Origin of the sequence: Pontixanthobacter sp., from assembly GCF_049682855.1 — a bacterium.
In the GTDB taxonomy this organism is placed as follows: domain Bacteria; phylum Pseudomonadota; class Alphaproteobacteria; order Sphingomonadales; family Sphingomonadaceae; genus Pontixanthobacter.
Genome location: NZ_JBAUIK010000012.1, coordinates 1 through 20,761, shown reverse-complemented (window position 1 = coordinate 20,761; position 20,761 = coordinate 1). Strand labels below are relative to the sequence as shown.

General features: G+C 58.6%; 21 protein-coding genes. 15 read left to right on the top strand and 6 right to left on the bottom strand.

From position 1 onward, the window contains the following. Positions 1–59 precede the first annotated feature (59 nt). Positions 60–959 carry a LysR family transcriptional regulator gene (locus WA922_RS08375; RefSeq protein ID WP_424771247.1) on the top strand — a complete coding sequence of 300 codons (900 nt, stop codon included), beginning with the start codon at positions 60–62 and terminating at the stop codon, positions 957–959. 24 nt (positions 960–983) lie between these two features. Here the strand turns inward: WA922_RS08375 and WA922_RS08370 are convergent, their stop codons facing one another. Together WA922_RS08370 and WA922_RS08365 are read right to left on the bottom strand one after the other, a co-directional pair. After that, positions 984–2,057, bottom strand: coding sequence for a branched-chain amino acid aminotransferase (locus WA922_RS08370; RefSeq protein WP_424771246.1), 1,074 nt, complete (start codon positions 2,055–2,057; stop codon positions 984–986). Positions 2,058–2,705: 648 nt separating this feature from the next. After that, positions 2,706–3,236 carry a hypothetical protein gene (locus tag WA922_RS08365; RefSeq protein ID WP_424771245.1) on the bottom strand — a complete coding sequence of 177 codons (531 nt, stop codon included), beginning with the start codon at positions 3,234–3,236 and terminating at the stop codon, positions 2,706–2,708. Positions 3,237–3,292: 56 nt separating this feature from the next. Here WA922_RS08365 and WA922_RS08360 point away from each other — a divergent pair, with 56 nt between their 5' ends. The 6 genes from WA922_RS08360 (at position 3,293) to WA922_RS08335 (ending at position 7,846) form a co-directional block, all read left to right on the top strand. Further along, a complete protein-coding gene (locus tag WA922_RS08360) occupies positions 3,293–4,030 on the top strand; it encodes a TlyA family RNA methyltransferase (RefSeq protein WP_424771244.1) in 738 nt (245 codons plus the stop codon). Positions 4,031–4,191: 161 nt separating this feature from the next. After that, a complete protein-coding gene (locus WA922_RS08355) occupies positions 4,192–4,746 on the top strand; it encodes a TspO/MBR family protein (RefSeq protein ID WP_424771243.1) in 555 nt (184 codons plus the stop codon). Between the two features lie 37 nt (positions 4,747–4,783). Further along, positions 4,784–5,032, top strand: a complete 249-nt coding sequence (locus WA922_RS08350; protein WP_424771242.1) for an accessory factor UbiK family protein — start codon at positions 4,784–4,786, stop codon at positions 5,030–5,032. 36 nt (positions 5,033–5,068) lie between these two features. Beyond that, a complete protein-coding gene (recO, locus tag WA922_RS08345) occupies positions 5,069–5,683 on the top strand; it encodes a DNA repair protein RecO (protein ID WP_424771241.1) in 615 nt (204 codons plus the stop codon). Continuing rightward, positions 5,680–6,738, top strand: a complete 1,059-nt coding sequence (gene leuB, locus WA922_RS08340) for a 3-isopropylmalate dehydrogenase (protein WP_424771240.1) — start codon at positions 5,680–5,682, stop codon at positions 6,736–6,738. Before recO ends, leuB begins: the two co-directional genes overlap by 4 nt. A 7-nt stretch (positions 6,739–6,745) precedes the next feature. Next, positions 6,746–7,846, top strand: coding sequence for a glycosyltransferase family 2 protein (locus WA922_RS08335; protein WP_424771239.1), 1,101 nt, complete (start codon positions 6,746–6,748; stop codon positions 7,844–7,846). Positions 7,847–7,854: 8 nt separating this feature from the next. Here WA922_RS08335 and WA922_RS08330 read toward each other — a convergent pair whose 3' ends face one another. Continuing rightward, positions 7,855–9,153 (bottom strand): phospholipid carrier-dependent glycosyltransferase, encoded by a 1,299-nt coding sequence (locus WA922_RS08330; RefSeq protein ID WP_424771238.1) that lies wholly within the window; start codon positions 9,151–9,153, stop codon positions 7,855–7,857. Positions 9,154–9,389: 236 nt separating this feature from the next. Further along, positions 9,390–9,803, bottom strand: coding sequence for a hypothetical protein (locus WA922_RS08325; RefSeq protein WP_424771237.1), 414 nt, complete (start codon positions 9,801–9,803; stop codon positions 9,390–9,392). A gap of 137 nt (positions 9,804–9,940) precedes the next feature. Between WA922_RS08325 and WA922_RS08320 the strand changes: the two genes are divergently transcribed. The 4 genes from WA922_RS08320 to WA922_RS08305 all read left to right on the top strand — a co-directional run bounded on the left by WA922_RS08320 (position 9,941) and on the right by WA922_RS08305 (position 14,403). Next, the gene (locus WA922_RS08320) at positions 9,941–11,161 is read left to right on the top strand and encodes a trans-sulfuration enzyme family protein (protein ID WP_424771236.1); all 1,221 of its coding nucleotides are present in this window, start codon (positions 9,941–9,943) and stop codon (positions 11,159–11,161) included. A 66-nt stretch (positions 11,162–11,227) separates the two neighbouring features. Next, entirely contained in the window at positions 11,228–12,109 is an 882-nt protein-coding gene (locus WA922_RS08315; RefSeq protein WP_424771235.1) for a hypothetical protein, read from the top strand. A 32-nt stretch (positions 12,110–12,141) separates the two neighbouring features. Further along, a complete protein-coding gene (locus WA922_RS08310; RefSeq protein ID WP_424771234.1) occupies positions 12,142–12,741 on the top strand; it encodes a 2-hydroxychromene-2-carboxylate isomerase in 600 nt (199 codons plus the stop codon). Positions 12,742–12,876: 135 nt separating this feature from the next. Further along, positions 12,877–14,403 (top strand): SulP family inorganic anion transporter, encoded by a 1,527-nt coding sequence (locus WA922_RS08305; RefSeq protein ID WP_424771233.1) that lies wholly within the window; start codon positions 12,877–12,879, stop codon positions 14,401–14,403. A gap of 11 nt (positions 14,404–14,414) precedes the next feature. On the opposite strand, the gene WA922_RS08300 is transcribed toward WA922_RS08305, so the two are convergent. Beyond that, entirely contained in the window at positions 14,415–16,085 is a 1,671-nt protein-coding gene (locus tag WA922_RS08300; RefSeq protein WP_424771232.1) for a hypothetical protein, read from the bottom strand. Between the two features lie 398 nt (positions 16,086–16,483). Here WA922_RS08300 and WA922_RS08295 point away from each other — a divergent pair, with 398 nt between their 5' ends. The 3 genes from WA922_RS08295 to WA922_RS08285 all read left to right on the top strand — a co-directional run bounded on the left by WA922_RS08295 (position 16,484) and on the right by WA922_RS08285 (position 18,158). After that, positions 16,484–16,804 carry a hypothetical protein gene (locus WA922_RS08295; protein WP_424771231.1) on the top strand — a complete coding sequence of 107 codons (321 nt, stop codon included), beginning with the start codon at positions 16,484–16,486 and terminating at the stop codon, positions 16,802–16,804. Between the two features lie 148 nt (positions 16,805–16,952). Continuing rightward, the gene (gene apaG, locus WA922_RS08290; RefSeq protein ID WP_424771230.1) at positions 16,953–17,351 is read left to right on the top strand and encodes a Co2+/Mg2+ efflux protein ApaG; all 399 of its coding nucleotides are present in this window, start codon (positions 16,953–16,955) and stop codon (positions 17,349–17,351) included. A 15-nt stretch (positions 17,352–17,366) separates the two neighbouring features. Continuing rightward, positions 17,367–18,158 carry a LysR family transcriptional regulator gene (locus WA922_RS08285; protein ID WP_424771229.1) on the top strand — a complete coding sequence of 264 codons (792 nt, stop codon included), beginning with the start codon at positions 17,367–17,369 and terminating at the stop codon, positions 18,156–18,158. On the opposite strand, the gene WA922_RS08280 is transcribed toward WA922_RS08285, so the two are convergent. Further along, a complete protein-coding gene (locus WA922_RS08280; protein ID WP_424771228.1) occupies positions 18,124–18,726 on the bottom strand; it encodes a hypothetical protein in 603 nt (200 codons plus the stop codon). The genes WA922_RS08285 and WA922_RS08280 overlap by 35 nt on opposite strands. Positions 18,727–20,361: 1,635 nt before the next feature. Between WA922_RS08280 and WA922_RS08275 the strand changes: the two genes are divergently transcribed. Further along, positions 20,362–20,761, top strand: a 400-nt coding sequence (locus tag WA922_RS08275) for a hypothetical protein (RefSeq protein ID WP_424771227.1), incomplete at its 3' end; no start/stop codon positions are given.

Here is a 20,761-nt window from a genome sequence, read left to right as displayed (position 1 = left end):
ATCATAGAACTGGGATAAAATACGATAGAATGTTCAGATAATTCGAACGGATAGATAATATGCGGATTGGCGAACCCACGCTGGATCAATTGCGCATTTTCCTTGCGGTGGCGCAGGAGGGCAGCTTTGGTGGGGCGGCACGGCGGATGGGCCGCGCCATATCGGCGATCAGTTATGGCATTGCCCAGATGGAGGCACAGCTTGGCGTGACGCTGTTCGCGCGCGAGGGGTCGCGCAAACCGGTGCTAACCGATGCCGGTCATGGCGTGATGGCGGAGGCGCGCGGAGTGATCGGCAGCGTCGATGCGCTGCTCGCCAAGACGCGCAGCCTGCATGCCGGGCTGGAAAGCGATGTCTCGCTCGTGATCGATGTGATGGTACCCGGGGACGTTACTGCGCGGGTGCTCCGTGAATTCCGGGCGACCTATCCCACCGTTACTCTGCGGCTCAATGTGGAGGCGCTGGGCGCAGTGGCGGCGTGCGTGCTGACCAAGGAAGCGCATATCGCCATTGCCGGACCGGTGGTGGGTGATCACCCCGAACTGGACCGGCAGGCGATCGGCGGGGTTGAGCTTATCCCGGTCGCCACACCCGATCACCCCTTGGCCGCAACGGGTATACGACCGGGGGAAAGCCGCACCCATTTGCAACTGGTCCTGTCAGACCGTTCGCCGCTGACCGATGGGCGCGAGTTTTCTGTCCTCAGCCCGCAAAGCTGGCGATTGGCCGATCTGGGCGCAAAGCATTCGCTGCTGAAAGAAGGCATCGGCTGGGGCAATATGCCGCGCCATATGGTCGCCGGTGATCTGGCGAGCGGCGCTCTGGTGGAACTCGACCTGCCCGAAAAACCGGGCGATGGGTACACGCTCAGCGCGATGTGGCGGCGTGATACCAAGCCGGGCCCCGCCACACGCTGGCTGATCGATGCGATGGAACAGCGGCTGGCACTATGTGCGTGAGAATGCCCGCTGAGCGGACCCGCTTTATAGCCGCATCACCCACCCATGCGTGTCCTCGACGCTGCTGCGCTGGATGCCGACCAGTTTTTCGCGCAGTTTCGATGTGATTTGCCCGGGGCCGCCGCTGCCGATGGTGAAGGGGCCGTCTTTGCCGTCCACCGTGCCCACCGGGGTGACCACCGCAGCGGTGCCGCAGGCCATCGTTTCGAGCAGCTTGCCGCTGGCAGCATCAGCGCGCCACTGGTCGATGCTGTACATTTCTTCGCGCACGGTCAGCCCTTCCTCGCGCATCAGCTGGATCAGGCTGTTGCGGGTGATGCCGGGCAAGATGGTACCCGTCAGCGGCGGCGTGATCACGCTGCCATCATCCATCACGAAAAACAGGTTCATCCCGCCCAGTTCCTCAATCCATCTATGCTCCACCGCATCGAGGAACAGCACCTGGTCATGGCCGCGATCAAACGCTTCGCGGGTTGGCACCAGACTGGCCGCATAATTGCCGCCGGTTTTGGCCGCGCCCGTGCCGCCAGGGGCCGCGCGCGAATATTCGCTGGTCCAGATCGACACGGCGGGAGCGCCCGATTTGAAGTAATTTCCGGCCGGGCTGGCAATCACCACGAATTTATATTCTGTCGCGGGCCGCACCCCCAGAAACGCTTCGCTGGCAAACATGAAGGGCCGCAGATAGAGCGACCCGCCTTCCACGCTGGGGAACCAGTCGCGGTCAATCGCCACCAATTGGCGAACAGCCTCTATGAACATCGCCTCGGGAATATTGGGCATCGCCATCCGGTCTGCGCTCGCGTTCAGACGGCGGGCGTTTTCCTCGGGCCGGAACAGCGCAATGCCGCCATCTTCGTGTCGGTACGCCTTCATGCCCTCAAAAATCTCTTGCGCATAATGCAGCACCGATGCGGCGGGATCGAGCGCAATCGGCCCGCGCGGGCCGACAGTGGCATTGTGCCAGCCGGTTCCTTCGACATAGTCGATCACCACCATGTGATCGGAAAACAGCTTGCCAAATCCGGGATCAATCAGCGCCGCCATGCGGTCTGCGTCTGGCGTCGGCGAGGGGTGAGGCAGCGTCGTAAATTCCATACCTTGGCGGATAATGAGAGTTTGGATGTTCTGCAAGCGGCGGAGGTTGTGTTTGTTTGAGGCGTTTTTGTTTGGCCCCTCAAACGCCGGGCGTATGTTTTTGTTTGCTTTAGCCTCAAGCGCCGGCGGTCGCATCCGCTCCCTTAGGCTACCGCGCTAACCGCGCGTCGGGCAGTCGCCCTCTGACTGTCGTGACCAAGAGCAAGCTCTCAAATTGTTGACTTGGAATGTTCGGTTCACGACCAGTGAACCGCAAGCGCGACCGCGCGCCCGAGCTTATGCGAGGAAGCCAAGCCTGCGGATGCAGGCGCCCGGCGTTTGAGGCTAAAGCAAATAAAAACAATCCCAAAAAAGTGAAAGGCGGCCCCGGCCTAACCGGGTACCGCCTTTCGCATGGTCAACGGCCAGAAGTGCCGTCCACGAAAACTCTATCGGGCCTCAGCCCAGAGTACTTCTCGTGTGGAACTTAACCGACCCCTTAATTGAACCATGAGACATCGGATCACCTCCTTTCGCGCTAGAAAGCCAGAGCCCGCCGATCACCGGGTGGCCCAAGACCGCGTTCGCCGCTGATCTTGATCGCAATCTGATTCCTTTTGATGCGCAATGCAAGTGCTGATTTGATATTTTTTTGCCGCAATGCGGACTTTACCGGCAATCTTCGATCACCCGGGTTACTTCGGCCCAGGCGGGCAGGTACAGCGTTTCCACGCCGCCTGTCTCCACCGCAAAGCGGCCCCGGCTAAGCGCCATCGCGTCGAGCAGATTATCGCTGGCAGGCAGTGTCGCAATCACCATTGGGCGGCCATCGGCAGCAGGGGTTGCGGTGATCAGGCGCTGCAACGTCTCCGTCCTGATGCGCATCGGTGTGGGTCCGGTGCCAGCAGTGCCGCGAACCAGACGGACCTCGCGGCTGGGCTTCATACATTCGATGCCAAAGCGCGCGGGCTGGCCAGCGGGGGCAAACAGGGCATAGCTGAAATCGTCCCCTTCATTATAGGTCCACGTGCCGGGCGTCTGCGGCGCATCGAGGAAGTTATTATAAACCGGTTCCTGCACCACTGAGGGCGCGGGCGCGGTGCGCGTCACCGGCTGCGGCACAGAGCCGGGGTCCGGCGCGGGCGCACAGCATGCCAGTGCCAAAACAGGTAACAGGGCAATGACACGCAATTTTCTCACAAATACATCCTTATGGTTTCTTTGCCCGCTCATGACGGCTATTGGCGCTACAGTCTATGACAAAAAAATTTCGTCTTGATCAATTGCTGGTCGAACGCGGACTGGTGGAAAGCCGCACGCGCGCGCAGGCACTGGTGATGGCGGGACAGGTATTTTCGGGCGAAACCAAACTGGTAAAATCCGGGCACCGCCTAGCCGAAGACGCGCCGCTGGACGTCCGCGGGCGCGATCATCCCTGGGTCAGCCGGGGCGGGATAAAGCTGGCCCATGCGCTGGCGGAATACGGGCTTGATCCCGCTGGCGTCACCGCGATGGATGTCGGCAGTTCCACCGGCGGCTTCACGGATGTGTTGCTGCAAGGCGGGGCCAGCCATGTGATCGCGGTCGATAGCGGGACCAACCAGCTCGCCTGGTCGCTGCGCGGGGATACGCGGGTTACCGTGCTGGAGCAGACCAGCGCGCGCATTTTGACACCCGACATGATCCCGCATGCCTATAGCTGGGTGGTTTGCGATGCATCCTTCATCGCGCTGCGCAAGGTGTTGGAGGTTCCGCTGAAACTGGCGCAGCAAACGTGCCGCCTGGTCGCTTTGATCAAACCCCAATTCGAAGTTCGCCGCGAGGAAGTGGGTAAAGGCGGCGTTGTCCGCGACCCAGCGATACATGCGCGCGTGTGCGATGAAGTGCACGAATGGCTGGCCGGTGACGGCTGGCAGATCGATGGAATCACCCGCAGCCCGATTACCGGCCCGCAAGGCAATGCCGAATTTCTGATCGCGGCGCAGCGCACATGATATATTGCGACTTCGGGCCAGACTGATCGGTTTGGAAACCCGAACCAAGTCATTACGGGACAGGGTGCGGATTACCGCATCCGCGCCCATTGCGGCTTTGACCAAGGCGGGCCAAGAAGCAGCATCACGAATCGCCTTGGTGTAAGTATTGGGGACCTTGGATGAGCAATTCCGGTTTGGCTTCAAAGGGGCAGTTGCGCGCCAGCTTTTTACGCTGGGCATTATTCACGGTACCGGCCTGTGTCCTGCTGGGATTTGTCTCTGGCCAATTCGGCGGCGCCGACAGCATCTGGTTTCAAAGCCTTATCAAGCCTGATATTTTTCCAGAACCGATGTGGTTCGGTATCGTGTGGACCGCGCTGTTCATTATCATCGGGATTGCGGTCGCGCTTGTCTGCGCCGCCTGGGGTGCGCGCGGGCGGACCGCAGCATTGATCGTGTTTGCTCTGCATTTCATGCTCACTCTGGCATGGACGCCGGTATTTTTCGGCGCATATCAAATGACGGCGGGCCTATATGTGCTCGCTGCGGTGGTGATAACATTGCTGGTGGTCATGGCACTGTTTTACCGCGTAAGAAAATTGGCGGCGGTGCTGCTCGTTCCCTATCTCGCTTGGGTGTGCTTCGCGGCCGTGCTCAATTATGAATTTCTCAAACTGAACCCCGATGCGGATGGGCAGGATCCAACGCAGGCCGTCCAGCGGTTCGAGATTTAGGGTTGTAGGTTTAAGGGCAAGGGACCAGATAGTAGTTATGCAGAGCCAGAACCCAATGATCGCCGATGTTGTGAAACTTATGAACGGTGCCGCCGGTACCTTTGCAGGCATGACCCGCGAGGCGCGTGAAAGCGCGCGCGAACGGATCAAGGAAACGATGGGCGGCATGGATTTCGTTGGCCGGGACGAGTTTGATGCGGTGAAGGATATGGCCGCCAAAGCGCGCGAGGAGAACGAGACATTGTCTGCACGGCTCGATGCGCTTGAGGCAAAGCTGGCCAAATAAATTGCAGCCGGGCACCACTCTGCCGCCACCCCAACCATGAACCTGCGCGCGTCGGCGATTTTCCTGTCCGCGCGGCCGCATGGCGAAACCGCTGTCATTGCACGTTTCCTGACAGAGGAGCACGGGATGCTCGCAGGCTATGTTGCGGGCGGGCGCGGACGGCGGATGCGGCCAGTGGTTATTCCCGGCAATCTGGTGGAGGCCGAACTGCGCGCCAAGTCGGACAGCCAATTACCCTTTGCGCGGTTGGAACTGGTGGAAAGCCGCGGCCCCTGGCTGAGCGAACCATTGCCTGCCGCTGCGATCAACTGGGTTACCGCGCTCAGCGCCAGCGTGCTGCCCGAACGGTTTGCCTATCCTGAACTTTATGCCGTGTTGAAAGCGGTGCTGGATGCGATTTGCGGCGCCCCGTCAGCGCGCGGCTGGCTGGGCGGGTTGGTGACCTATGAAACGCTGTTGCTGCGCGATCTTGGCTATGGCGGGGGCCAAGCGGCGCAATTTGCCGGTTTTGACGCCGCATTGGCGGCTTTCGACCGGTTGTTTACCCCAATAGAGAAACACTTGCTTGCCGGTACATATGGCGATGTTATGTCAGCCCGCATATTGCTGCGCACGCGGCTCGCCAAAATAATCGGGACCAGTCATTCATGAAAATCGCAGTCTTTGCCGGGGACGGTATCGGGCCGGAAGTCACGCGAGAAGCCGTGCGCGTGCTGGAGGCGCTTGATCTGCCCGGCCTAGCATTGTTTGAAGGCGATGTGGGCGGCGCATCCTATCACCGGCACGGCCACCCGCTGCCCGCTGAAACGCTGGATATGGCGCGCGCCGCCGATGCGGTTCTGTTCGGCGCGGTGGGCGATCCGGCCTGCGACACTCTGGAGCGGCATTTGCGGCCCGAACAGGCGGTGCTCGGTTTGCGGGCCGAATTGGGGCTGTTTTCCAATCTGCGCCCCGCGACGGTGTTTGCTGGGCTGGAAGATATGTCGGGCCTGAAGCCGGAACTTGCCGCCGCGATCGATATGCTGATCGTGCGCGAGCTGAACGGCGATGTCTATTTCGGCGACAAGGGCATGCGCAAAACCGCCGATGGCCAGCGCGAGGGGTGGGACATGATGTCTTATTCCGAAAGCGAGGTGCGCCGCATCGCCCATTCCGGCTTTCAGGCGGCGCGCACACGCGGATGCAAACTGTGCAGCGTGGACAAAGCCAATGTGCTGGAAACCAGCCAGCTATGGCGTGATGTGGTGATAGAGGTCGCGGCGGAATATCCCGATGTCGCGCTCAGCCATATGTATGTCGATAATGCGGCGATGCAGATGGTCAAGGATCCGGGCCAGTTCGATGTGGTTCTGACCGGCAATCTGTTCGGCGATATTCTGTCCGATCTGGCCAGCATGTGCGTCGGCTCAATCGGTCTGCTCGCCAGCGCATCTTTGGGCGAGCGGACCACGGACTATGGCACATTCGGCCTGTATGAACCGATCCACGGCAGCGCGCCCGATATTGCGGGGCAGGGGATTGCCAACCCGATGGCGACAATCCTGTCAGCGGCGATGATGCTGCGCCATTCCTTTAGCGATGACGCCAATGCGCTGCGGATCGAAAACGCGGTGGCTGCGGCGCTCGCGGATGGTATTCGCGGCGGTGATCTGGGCGGTGATCTGGGCACAATGGCCATCGGCGACGCCGTGCTGGAGCGCCTTTGACCAACCCATGTCCAGACGCGCGCCCGATCTTGCCATCATCGTGCCAACCCTGAATGAGCGCGGCAATCTCGCGCCGCTGATCCGGCGGATTGCGGCGGCGATGGGCGACACTGCTTGGGAAGCGATCATTGTCGATGACAATAGCGCCGATGGTACTGCGGATGAAGCAAGGCGGCTGGCGCAGACCGACCCGCGTATTCGCGTAATCCAGCGGATCGGGCGGCAAGGGCTGGCCTCCGCCGCGATCGAGGGGATGTGCGCGACTGCGGCGCCCTATGCGGCAGTAATGGATGCTGACCACCAGCATGATCCCGAATTGCTTCCTGCCATGCTAGACCAGGTGCGCAGCAGCGCGGCAGATGTTGCGGTGGCATCGCGGTTTATACCCGGCGGCAGTGCAGCGGGCTTGGCGAGCGAACAACGGCTCATCGCATCAGGCTGGGCCAACCGTATCGCGCGGCGGATGACCCGCACCGATCTGACCGATCCGATGAGCGGGTTTTTCCTGCTCGAAACAGCGCGCGTGCGGGCGCTGGCCCCGCAATTATCGGGCATCGGGTTCAAATTGCTACTGGACATTCTGACAGCGGGCGAGCGGTTGACAGTGGCCGAATTGCCGCTGAAATTTGCCGAGCGTCTCACGGGCGAAAGCAAGCTTGACCGCGTGATCGCATTTGAATTTCTGACCAGCCTCTATGATCGCAGTTTCGGGCGGATCATCCCCACACGCTTTGCCCTGTTTGGCACGGTTGGCGCGGCTGGTGTGGCGGTGCATGTGGCTGTGCTGGCGCTGCTCTATCGGCTGCTCGGCAGCGGGTTTCTCCACGCCAGCATCGCAGCCACTTTGGTCGCGATGAGTTTCAATTTCTGGCTCAATAACTGGCTCACATATCGTGACCAGCGGTTGATCGGTGCGGCCTCCGTGGTGAAGGGCTGGGCCGGGTTCTGCATCACCTGTTCCATCGGCGCATTCGCCAATGTCGCCGCTGCAACATTGCTTGAAACACGCGGGGTTTACTGGCTGCTTGCCGCCTGTGTGGGTATCATCATCGGCGCGGTCTGGAATTATGCCGTGTCCAGCCGGTTTGTCTGGGGCCGCTACCGCTAAGGCAAGGCTTAACGCCAGCTACCCAGCCATGTCCATGTCAGAAACGCCTGATCCCCGTCCAGCGGTGCGGCGCTGAGGATTGGGTAATACCATGCGAAGATGGCCACGCTCGCGGCCAGAATAGACAGAGCGATCCAGCGGTATCCCGCTTGCCTGATATCATCGAGCGCCAAGGCCAACGCCGCCAGCAGGAAGCAGCTGGGCAGGAAATAGTGGTAATAAAACTGGATCGGCTTGTTGATGAACACCCACATACCAAGGCTGACAGTGTAAAGCATCACTACGGCCAGCGCGTCCCACCGTCTGCGCATCACGCCCGTCCACGCACACCAGGCCAAGGCGGGTAGGCCGATCAGCATGGTGAGCGGATTGCCGATCAGCATCACCCCGCGCTGCGCCCCGTCAACCGGCTCATATAGATACCAGATCGCGCGGATATTCAGCACCCAATCGGGCCAGTTGCTTTGATAGGGATGCGGCTGCGTGATGGAGGCCTGCGTGTCCATCACCAGCCCATGCATCGCGATGAAACCGTCCGGGGCAAGCGGTTTTTCCGGCGCAAAATATGCGGGCAAATATGTCAGCCAATAGGCGAATAGAGGCACCACGCCGAGCCACAATGCAGCCTCCAGCAAAGATATTCCGGGCACCGGTACGCCGCGCTGGCTGGTGAACCATCGCCGCCGCCCTGCGGTGAGCCGCGCGGCCAGAAAAGCCAGTCCCGGCAGCATTGCCAGAAACACCACGTTCCATTTGGAAGCCATCGACAGGCCAATTGCTATCCCGGCAATCGCGAGCCGCCACCGGCCGGTTTCGGGCTGACGGATCGCTGCGGCGCAGTGCCACAATGCGATAGCGAAGAAAGCGGCCATGAAGATATCCAGCATCGCGATGCGCGCGTGAACAAACAGCGCAAATCCGCTGGCGAGCAGCACCCCGAATGCCAGCGTGGCGAAGCGCGAATGGCTGGCAAACCACAGCGCCCGGATGAACGCAAACAGCCCTGCACCCCCGGCCAGCCAGGGCAGAACTCGCCAGCCCAGAGGTCCATCGCCAAACAGCGTCACCCCCAGTGCAATCAGATGTTTACCCAGCATAGGATGTTCGCGGTTTAGCCATGCGCCATTATCCAGCCATGCACGCATGGCGGGCACATAATGCGTCTCGTCAAAATAGGGCGCGCTCGGCACTGTCAGCCGGATTGCCGCCAGCGCCATGAATGCAGCGGTGAGCATGGCGGTCCACCAGACCGGATCACTGTCATTATGGGCAGAGGGTCGCATTCGCAGGTCCGCTACTGCGCCCATGCGTCCTGCGCAAGCCATCATGCGCGTCTGCATCTGTCTGACGGGGATATGGTCCGCAGCGGGTCCGCGTGATGCGCAACCGCCATCTTCCAGCGTCGCAGCGGACGCCGCGCGCCAGAGGGCGCACATCCATTACCGCAAATCCCGTTTCATGCCGTTCTTGCTGATGCCGGCCAGGCTAAAACCCCCATGCCGCTCCACGGGGGGCAAGCGCATGCACAGAGGCGCGCCCGCGCCTACCCCTCCGCCGCGATTTCCTGCCCCGCTCTTTCTAACCAGAACAGCCGGGCAACCATCGCCAACAAGCCAATGCTCGCCGTGGCGCCGACAAACATCACCCATAGCGGCACCATCATACCCGCCTTGCGCGCCCGCGGCACGATAAAGAACAGCGCGATCACCACTGCCATCAGCAAATCGTACCAGACCTGCACGCCCCACAGATTGACCGTGTGGTTGGCTATGACCGGCAGTATGCCTTCCGACCAGATCGTGACCGCCGTGAACGCGGCGAATCCGGCGGATAACGACGCGGCGATGACCGCGCTATGTGCCAGTTTCTGCGCGGCGGCGAGATAGGCAAGCAGCGGCAGAGCCACCACCAGGCCCGCAATCGCGAGCAATTGATGTATCGTCAGATCGGTTGGCATGGTGTTTTCCTGTTTCGTATCTCGCTCTCGCTACACTGTGGCAGAGTGGCTGTCGATATGGCTGATGGCCGCGCCATCGCGCGCCAATGGCACAGCCTGCTTGCCGTGCGCCCGCGCGCACGATAGATCGCGGCCCCATGAAAAAGACCACCGGAACCGACCGCTCTATCACCCGAGGCTGGCGGCCCGCCACACAGGCCGTGCGCGGCGGCACCTGGCGCAGCGAGCATGGTGAAACCAGCGAGGCGCTGTTCCTCACCAGCGGCTATACCTATGATGATGCCGCCACCGTTGCGGCGCGTTTTGCCGGTGACGAGCAGGGCATGACCTATTCGCGTCTGCAAAACCCGACCGTGGCGATGCTGGAGGAACGGGTTGCCTTGATGGAAGGCGCGGATGCGTGCCGCGCTCAGGCCAGCGGAATGGCGGCCATGACGGCGGCGTTGCTGTGCCAATTGTCGGCGGGCGATCACTGCGTTGCGGCTCGCGCTGCGTTTGGATCGTGCCGCTGGCTGGTTGATACTCTGCTGCCGCGTTTCGGGATTGAGACGACCGTGGTCGACAGCGCCGACAATGCCGCGTGGGAGGCGGCGATCCGCCCCAATACCAAAGTGTTTTTCTTTGAAAGCCCGGCCAATCCCACGCTTGATATTGTCGATATGGAGCATGTGTGCGCTTTGGCCACCGCGCACGGGATCACCAGCGTGGTCGATAATGCGTTTTGCAGCCCTGCACTGCAACGCCCGATGGAATTTGGCGCCGATGTGGTGGCCTATAGCGCGACCAAGCTGATGGACGGGCAGGGCCGCGTTCTGGCCGGTGCGGTGTGCGGCAGCGAGGCATTTATCAATGATACGCTGCTGCCGTTTCAGCGCAATACCGGCCCCAACCTCGCCCCGTTCAATGCATGGGTGGTGCTGAAAGGCCTCGAAACGCTCAGTCTGCGCGCGCACAAACAGAGCGAGAATGCGCTGACGCTCGGCCGATTCATGGAACAGCGGATTGTGGCAGCAGGCGGCTTTATGATGCACCCCGGATTGCCCAGCCACCCCTCCTATGATCTGGCGCAAAAACAGATGGATGCGTGCGGGCCGATTTTCAGTTTCGTCGTTGATGGCGGGCGGGCGCAAGCCCACGCGATCCTCGACGCGATGCAGCTGATCGATATCAGCAACAATATCGGTGATGCCCTCAGCCTGATGTGCCACCCCGCCAGCACCACCCATGCGGGCATGAGTGACGACGCCCGGCAGGACATGGGCGTGGCCGAGGGTATGCTGCGGATCAATGTCGGTCTGGAAGATGTGCAGGATGTAATCGAAGATATGGACCGCGCGCTGGCGGCTGCCGGTTTGTGATGCAGGTCACACGCAGAGGCTAAATTTGTTCTGCAAGGCTACTCTTAACATCAACGGGAGTGTACAATGCCGACAGTTACATCTTTGACCAGACCAACGGCAGTGGCAGTCGGGGCGCTATTGTGGGTTCCTCAATCAGTCACTGCGCAAGAAACGCCAGCCGTCAAAGAGAGCGATTCAGTTCTTGAAAGCGACGTCTATCTAACACTTAAATTATCACCGAAAATTGCTGGCGATTTTGCGACTGACGATAGCCAAGATACCTTTAGTGATGCCAACTCTGAATTTGAAACCGGGTTGCATTTCGACACAGATGTAACGTCAAATTTAAAATTCACATCAAGTGCTAAAGCCGGATGGACGACTGATCTTGAGAACGATGAAGACGATAGCGAATCATCTTTGAAGTTTGACACTGCGCTCGCCTATGATTTTGAAAGAGGGCCCTGGTCGCTGGTCACGAGCTACCAGCTAAATCTGAACTACGGCAGTTTTCTTGAAACCCGTGACCGTACCGATCACACTTTCGGCGCGAAGTTCAAGTATGACTTGCCAACCCCGGAAGTCAGAATTGGTGATTTGCAGTTTTCGGGCGCAAGTGGTGTCTCACGAGTTGAATCGAGCGATGACACTTTTGATCGCTGGAACTTGGATACAGGGTTTGCTTTAAAGCTGGGTATTGCCAGCGGGCTCTCGCTGACTTCAGGCGTAGATTACCAATATCGCTTTTATGATGATGATATTCCAACAGCTAGACGCAACAGGCATGGCATTGAATTCTCCGCCGGTATTGATGCATCTGACTGGCTTAAGGAAAAACTGCCCAATACGGCAAAATCAGTGACGAGTTTTGGTGTAAAGGTAACACGTTCAGAAAATCAGCGCTCGGCCAGCTCGGAATTTGCGATTAGACCTGTCATTGCATTCCGGTTTCCTCTGTCTGACTGAGCTAATTATGTAAGCTGGCTAGGAAGAAAATAATGATCAAAACCATCGAACTGATTTTCGACTTTGTCAGCCCCAATGCCTATTTCGCCTATTATCCGCTGAAGGATATTGCCGCGCGGACGGGGGCCAGCATCGAAATCACACCCGTATTCCTCGCCGGAATGCACAAACACACCGGCAATGCGCCTCCCTTCATCCGCGATGCGGAGGTGAAGGGGAAGAATGAATATGCCATGCTGGAGATGAACCGTTTCATTGCCAGGCACGGCTTCAACGACTGGACAATGAACCCCAAATTCCCGTTTAATTCGGTGACTTTGCAGCGGCTTTTATGCGCGGCGGGCAATGCGGACCGGCTCAAGATTCTCGACATCATGCTGCCCGCCATCTGGCATGACGCGATTGATCCGGCCGATCCTGAGGCCGTGGGTCCGGTACTGATGGCGGCGGGATATGATGCGGCGGAATTGCTGATGCAAACGCAGGACCCGGCGGTCAAACAGGCGCTGATGGACAATACCGAGGCTGCGGTTGCGCGCGGCGCATTTGGTATTCCCACTTTCTATATCGGCACCGAAATGTTCTTCGGCAAGGAACGGCTTGGCCAGATCGAGGACATGCTGGCGGGATGATGCATTCCGGGCGGCCTGCGCCGCAATAATCGGCTCCGGTTGTGCATTGCAACATAAGCCGCTAATGCACAACCGAACGAAGCGACATGCCCGAAGCCAGAGGGGCCTTCCGGTGCGCATCCACAGGACCGATCTATGACCGCTGCCACCGCCAGCGCCGCCCCGGCGCGCGCGACCCGACTGCAAAATCTGAAGCAAGACTGGTTAGGCAATATCCGTGCCGATATTCTGGCCGGGATCGTGGTGTCGCTGGCGCTGATACCCGAAGCGATCGGTTTTTCGCTGATTGCGGGGGTGGATCCCAGTGTTGGCCTGTATGCGTCGGTCGCGATTGCAATGGTGATCGCGCTGGTCGGCGGGCGGCCGGGCATGATCTCCGCCGCGACGGCTGCCGTGGCCGTGGTGGTCATTCCGCTGGTCCGCGATTACGGCGTGGACTATCTGTTTGCTGCCACGATCCTGATGGGCATCATCCAGGGAATCGCAGCGATCCTGCGGCTCGATCTGTTGATGCAATTTGTCAGCCGCAGCGTGATTACCGGATTCGTCAATGCGCTCGCGATCCTGATCTTCATGGCGCAAATTCCGCAATTGACCGGTGTCGGGTGGGAAACCTACGCGATGGTCGCTGCCGGGCTGGCCATTATTTACGGCTTTCCGCGTATTACCAAGGCCGTACCAAGTCCGCTGGTCGCCATTGTGCTGCTAACAGCGGCGGTGGTTTTCTGGAACATCCCGGTCAACAATGTCGCGGGCGAGGGTAAGCTGCCCGATGGCCTGCCGGTATTCGCAATCCCGAATGTGCCGTTCACATGGGAAACATTCATGATCATCCTGCCATTTTCACTGACGATGGCGGCGGTTGGTTTGCTCGAAAGCCTGCTGACCGCGCAGATCGTCGATGATATGACGCATTCTGACAGTGACAAGCAGCGCGAGAGCGGCGGGCAGGGCATTGCCAATATCGTCGCGGCATTCTTTGGCGGGATGGGCGGCTGTGCGATGATCGGCCAATCGGTGATCAATGTGGCATCGGGCGGGCGCGGGCGGCTGTCCACCTTTACCGCCGGTGCGTTTTTGCTGTTCCTGCTGACCGTGCTCGGCCCCTATGTCGGCAGTGTGCCGATGCCGGCGCTGGTCGCGGTGATGATTATGGTCAGCATCGGCACGTTTAGCTGGAACTCGATTGCCAATCTGCGCCGTCACCCGCCGACATCATCGGTGGTGATGGTGGCCACGGTGATCGTGGTCGTGTGGACGCATGATCTGGCGCTGGGCGTGCTGGTCGGCGTATTGCTGTCGGGCATATTTTTCGCCGGTAAAGTGCGCACGATGTTCAATATCGACCGCATCCGGCGCGAACATAGCGCGGTGTATAAAGTGACCGGGCAGATTTTCTTTGCCAGCGTGGACCGTCTGCTGCGCGAGATCGGGCCGGAGAGCGAATATGCGGATGCTGCGCATCATGTCGTGATCGATGTGTCGGGCGCGCATTTCTGGGATATTTCCGCGATTGAGGCGCTCGACAAGGTGGTTGACCGGATGCGCCGCAATGGCCGCCACACGCGGATTGTCGGCCTCAATAAAGCCAGTGCAGATCTGTTTGACAGATTTGCATTGGAAGACCGCACCGGACTGGAAACGGGCCTTGCTCCGCATTGATTGGATAGTGGTTATCCCAGCGAACGCCGTATCTTTCGGCGGGCTTCTGTATTCCATATAAACAGCTGGATGGTCCGGTCGACGTCTGATTTGTTACTGGCATAGAACACAGGATCATTGACCGCATTTCTCAGCTGTAGCGAGGCAGCCTCAATAGCCCCTTCGCTCTGCTGGATGACAGGCCGGTTTGACGCGGTCAGCGCCAGATCTTTGCGATCGATCGACAGCGAGGCAAACACGAGATAAAGCTGGAGGATGGGATCCGGCGCAGGATTATTGGCCACCAGCGCGCTGACCACTTTCTGCAAATCCCCCTCTCCACTGCAGCCGCTCCCTTCCGCTTCTGCATTGGCGAGCATGGCCGGGTAGCTGATGCCCTTTTCCAGCGCGCGCTGGGTGTAAATGCGCGCGGATTCGCACTGGTTTTCAGCCAGGCTCACCTTTGCCGCAACGAAATTGGCGAAGGCATTATGCGGATCCTGCATCAATGCGCGTTCGACGAAGTCCCATTCCGCCCCGCTTGCTGTGATCAGCTGGTTTGTACCGACACGCTTCTGATACCCGGCGAATGCTTTTCGCGCATACCAAAAGGCCCGGTACCTATTATCGGGGAACCGCTGGAGGCAGTTATCCACCTTGGCTTCGGTTTCCGCACCAAGCCCCCTATCGACTTCGATACTGATAAAGCACTGATACGGTGTTTCGGGCCGCTTACCTATTGCGCGGGCTTCCTCCTGCGCGACGATGCCGGTGGGGGATATTATATAGACCAGATTTGACGATATCTGCTGGAGAACGTCATCCGTATCGCCTCGGGCCGCTACGGTTTTTGAAAACAGGACACTGTAATCGTCAGAAAACAGAGTGATTTTGACATTGGGCGTGTCCATATCCACGCCCATATCGATAACCAGGCTATAATCTTCATCGCGGCGCTGATCTTCGCTGCTTGGCGCGCTATTGGACACGAAGGATTGCGACAGACGGGTTTGCGCCATGCGTTCGATTTTGGCGGAAAGCTGCTGCAATGGCTCGTCGGTGTCAAAAACGCCCTCGCTCGTCACTGCCAGTGATATGATCGGCGCGCCTTCATCAACCATCGTGGTTGGTTGCGGAATGAGAAACTGCCACAGCAGCAATGCGGCAGCCACAGCAGATAGGGCCAGCGCCCCGGCAAGGATGGATGGGGTGACGCGTTTGGTGCGCGCCGGGCGCGCCGGGCGCGCTGGTTCAGGCGCCTGTCTCCCTTCATGCATAATTGCCGCAGGTACCGGGTCTGCCCGTTCGCCGGAAAGCGCCATACCCCCTTCGGTGCCTGGATATGCTATGGCCTGTTTGGCCAGCCGGAGCCGGTATTCACCCGCCTTGATATATACGCACAAGCCATTGGCGGCCCTGTGACGCGAATAATATGCGGCAAGATTCGTGCGCAGCCTTGACACTTGCACGCGCGGATAGCTGTCGCTGGTCAGATCATAATCAGCCGATCGGCCCAATCCGTCGACCGCCACCGAATATTGCGATATCGCCGATTCGCCCGACGCGGTCTTTTCTGCAAGAAACTCCAGCAGTTTCGATTGCACAGGCGATCTTTCAAACGATGGATCGGCCAATATTCTGCGCACTTCGGCGGCCAGGCTGGCTGCAAATGTCTCACTATCGATGCGTTTTTCAAATGACATACCGGATGTGACCCATGTGACGGTGTTAAAAAAAATTAACCTTTCTGCGTCCTCAACTTCAACATATAGAAAAACAAAGATAAATATACTGTTACGTTACATCTCAGGCGAATACGTTACATTCACGGTGTCAAACTGTTTTTGGCACGAAAAACCCCCCATTGATACTGGGCATTCGGGACACCCTGCAATTTGCATCGATAGAGCTGGTTACTTGACGATGCTGCGGTTCTTCCCTGTTTCGAATGCGCGCCGTTCCCGTGAATGGCATGCGATCAGATTGAAGGTTGGAACTCCTAGCCGTTCCTTCAGCATGATTGTCAGGAAGTGCGGGCGGCCTGAAAAATGCAATGTTTTTCGGGCCGCCCACTTCAGTACTTATCATTCAGGAGTTTGAGATGAAGCTGGATACCTTACATGATGACAGCCCTGTATTGTCGTCCTTTCGGCGGTTGGCAGGCATAGACCATCAGGACCGGGACGGTCTTAACAATGCGGGGGGCATGGCCTGTGCAGAACTGGCCGCGCGCGGCGAACGCAGCGTTAACGCCGTGAATTTTGACGCAGAAGATGCGGGCTTTGATAATGAAGATGCCGAATTTGAAGATGAGGATGCAGGTTTCGATGAAGACGATGCCGTCCCCATCACTGGCCGCCGCTACCTGAAAGGTGCCGCTGCGATGATCCGCGGCAATACGATTACCTATCACAGAATATAGCTGCTCTGCGGCTGCACAGTCGTGCAGGTCAATTCAACGCTATGCTGATGATATGGGGATGGGCGGTGCTGCTTGGTGATCCATGCCGCTGAAAAATGTGGCTGGGCATTTGCCTGCTCCGGATTAGACCGCTATTCTGCATCCCGATATGAAAGAATTGTTCCAGCACGCCGCCATTACCCATGACATTGCCGTTCGCGTGGCAGTCAATTTCTTGCCCGAGCAATCCCAGCCCGAAGCAGGAAAATGGTTCTGGGTCTATCACATACGGATAGAGAACAATTCGGACGACACGGTCAAGCTGCAAACGCGGCATTGGCGGATCACCGATGCGCGCGGTATGGTCAACCATATTGATGGTGACGGGGTGGTTGGCGAAACACCTGTTCTGTCGCCCGGTCAAACGCATGACTATGTGTCGGGATGCCCGCTCACCACGCCCAGCGGATCGATGGAGGGGTTTTACACCTTCACTCATACGGATGGCTCCCCGGTGGAAGTCCGCATTCCGTATTTTCCGCTCTCTGCCCCGGCCACGGCGCAATAGGCCGCAGGCTCCGCGATGAAACGCACCCATCTGCCGCTCAACGCGCTGCGTGTATATGACGCGGCGGCGCGGCATCTCAGCTTCACCCGTGCGGCAGACGAACTGGCGGTTACCCCCGCCGCCGTTGGCCAGCAAATCCGCGCGCTGGAGGATCATCTGGGCACGGTCCTGTTCCGCCGCACCAGCAAGGGTTTGGAACTGACGCCGGAAGGCTGCGCCGGTCTGGATGCACTGCGCGAAGGTTTCCTGCGGTTTGAAGAAAGCGTTCAGGCCATGCAGGCCGGACAGGCGAGCGACAATTACACGATCGCTGCGCCGCGCGAATTTTATGCGCAGTGGCTGGCGCCGCGCCTGTCGGCCTTCCGCGCGCTTCACCCGGGGATCCGGTATCATCTGGTAGAAGATGAACGCGCCGATTTTACCGAGGCCAATCTGGATGTGGCGATCCGGCTGATTGACGGGCCGGGCGAGCTGCAGGGCATTGAACTGGCCCCGGCCAAACGCGTGGTCGTATCCACCGATGGCGCGCCGGATGAATGGATCGACTGGCCCGGTGCGCCGCTGCCCGATGGGGCTGACGCAACCGTGGAGGTCGGCAATGCCGGCCAGGCGCTCAGCTCGGCTATGGCGGGAATGGGTAAGGCCGTGCTGCCTTATCTGCTGGTCAGCGAAGCGGTTGGTGCGGGCCGGCTAAACATTCTGGAGGGCCCGGAGGAGGGCCGCCGCGCTTACTGGCTGGTCGCCCCGCCGCCGCAATGGCGCCAGAAAAAGGTCAAGGCGCTGGTCGCGCATCTGGCTGAGAAATAACGCCGTCAATCCGGTTACGCAGCGCCTGCTGCGCTGGCGTGCGCTGCGGTGTGGGCGCGTTCACCGCTTTCGCGCGCAGGATTTCCGCATTTTCCCGGATGGTTTTTGTCAGGTCTATCCCGGTGATATAGGGCTGCCCGCAAATCTTGTTCTCCACCATATGGTCGAGCAGATGGGTCAGCTCGCCGACCTGCATACGCATTTTGGAGTTGATATAGGCGCGCGCCGCCGCCATCGCTTCCGCCTGGGCCGCGCGGCGCACCGCATCGTCGCTTTCCCCCTGCTGGCCGGGCGCATTGGGGCCGTAACGCTGCGGCATCCGCTGGCGCAGCAGGAAACGCAGCAGATTGTTATCGGGCTTGTCCCAATGCCCAAGAATTTCGCCGCCGCTGACAATGGGCGTGCGGGTGCCGGTAATGCTGCGCTCCATCGCGCAATCCTCCAGACGCTGGACGCCGCGATCCAAAGCCGCATCCCACGCCGCCGCAAAGCCCTCCGCACCGGGCCGGTGGCGCAGTTTATAGAGCGCCTCCAAAGATTTCCCGATCCGCTTGGCCGCTTGTGTCACGATGCCGGTCGCGGTGAGAGTAGAGACGAACCGCCGCTGGAGATCAGGCGTGATGGAATTGCGGCGCGGCGCAGTGTGGAGGTAGGGGGAGAATTGTAAAAGCGGATCATCATCCTCCGGCGGCGGGGAAGTATGTGCGGCGGAGGATGTGGCTTGCCGAGCGATAGCGCGGGTCGGGGTGGGGGCGGTTCCTTCGGTCCCACTCCCGTTTACGGGAGGGGCGCTATTTTTGGTTCCCCTACCGCTTGCGGGAGGGGTTAGGGGTGGGCTCTTTTCTTCCGTACTGGGCGCATCGGTTTCAGATGTAGCTGGCCCACCCCCGGCCCCTCCCGCAAGCGGTAGGGGAGAAGCCGGAGCGGTGCGGGATGGATCAGACAAAGAACAACCTCAATGGCTTGGAATGCTCGGTTCACGACCAGTGAACCGCAAGGCCGACCGCGCGCCCGAGCTTATGCGAGGAAGGCAAGAAGCGCGGATGCGCTTCGCCCGCCGTTTGAGGGTCTAAAACAAAAAACTGCGGAGTAGGAAAACGGTTTTTACCGGGCGTTTGTTTGTTTTAACCTCAGGCGCCGGGCGCCTGCATCCGCAGGCTTGGCTACGCGACATTAGTCGCGGCGGGCGGTCGCCCTTGCGGTTCACTGGTCGTGAACCGATCCATTCCAAGCCGTGTATCTCGCACCAAATGCTTGGCGCTAGGCAGAAAGATAGCACTGAAACGGTCGGCGACGAGCCGACCGCAAGGCCGACCGGCCGCCGCCGCTTATGCGGCGAAGCCAAGGAATGCGGATGCATCCCGCCCGCCGTTTGAGGGGCTAAAGCAAAAAACTGCGGAGTAGGAAAATGGTTTTTACCGGGCGTTTGTTTGCCTCTTGAAGGCAAGACTCACCCGTAGTTTGAGGGTCTAAAAAACCGAAATGATAAATTATGTGGTCTCTAGTTGAGGTTGAATTCATTGTGGCTAAGTTCTGCTTGTCGATTGACGTTAGATTGAGACAGCCGATAGCGCATAGTTAGTTATAAGAGTTTCAAAATTTAGGTTTATGAAGTCCGCGATTTCAAGATTTGTAAAAGGATAAATAAGTGGGGGTAGTGGAAGAGTGCAAATACTTATGGAATATGTATCAAGACAATTGCGCGCACGCTAGGCATCACGAAGCACAGCGGATGTCTTTGCTAGGTGCGACAGTGGGGATAGGTGGTGGCCTTTTTGCAATTGTTGGCTGGGATCAGAAAGTTCTCACATCTGATTTACCATTGTTGATATTAGCCGTAATACTCGGTCTCTTTTCTGCTACTATGACAGCAAAGTTTACAGAGCGGGCCAGTTTGCACGCTGCGCGTGCTCGTGCGTACCGAAACGCCCTGGACAGCCAGCTTACGATTGCGTCTTTATTGGATTTGAAAAGGTCTGGCGACGAGAGAAACGGTGTCCGGCACCCAAATATGTCTCAGCTACGGCTTAGATGGCTTTGGGTGTCGATACACCTAGCGGTAGCGGTAATCGGGCTTATTCTAGTAGCTCAAGTGATGATTTAAAAATTGGAAAGCAATCATATCAAACTTGCTTCTACATTCCTGCACTTCTGAACTGCAAGAAAAGCCATATGATTTTGGAGATGAACCCTGCGATATACAATGCAGCCAAAATATTCCCTAGATAAGTCTACCTTACCGAATGATAGCGCCCACCTGAATTTTGAAGCCATTCGGCAGCAATGTCGGCGCAGAAATCTGAAAATTTGGCAAGAAATGTATCGTCGGTATTCTGAAGATAAAATACGGTATTTTGATCGTCGCCTCTATTCAATGGACGGCAGTATATGTCTTGGCGAAGCAGAATTTGATCGATTTGCTCCAGAGTTTTTTCGTCGCTCTCGGAGAGTAGTAAAATATAGGGATAAGGTTCATTTGAGAGGGGGGCGCTATCTAATTTCGGGAAATCCTACCTTTGAACTTCGAACGAAGCTAGATACATTTCGAGAGGATTTGGACGAAGGGTTAGGGGCATTTCCAAATATATCCAACGGCTTAATGC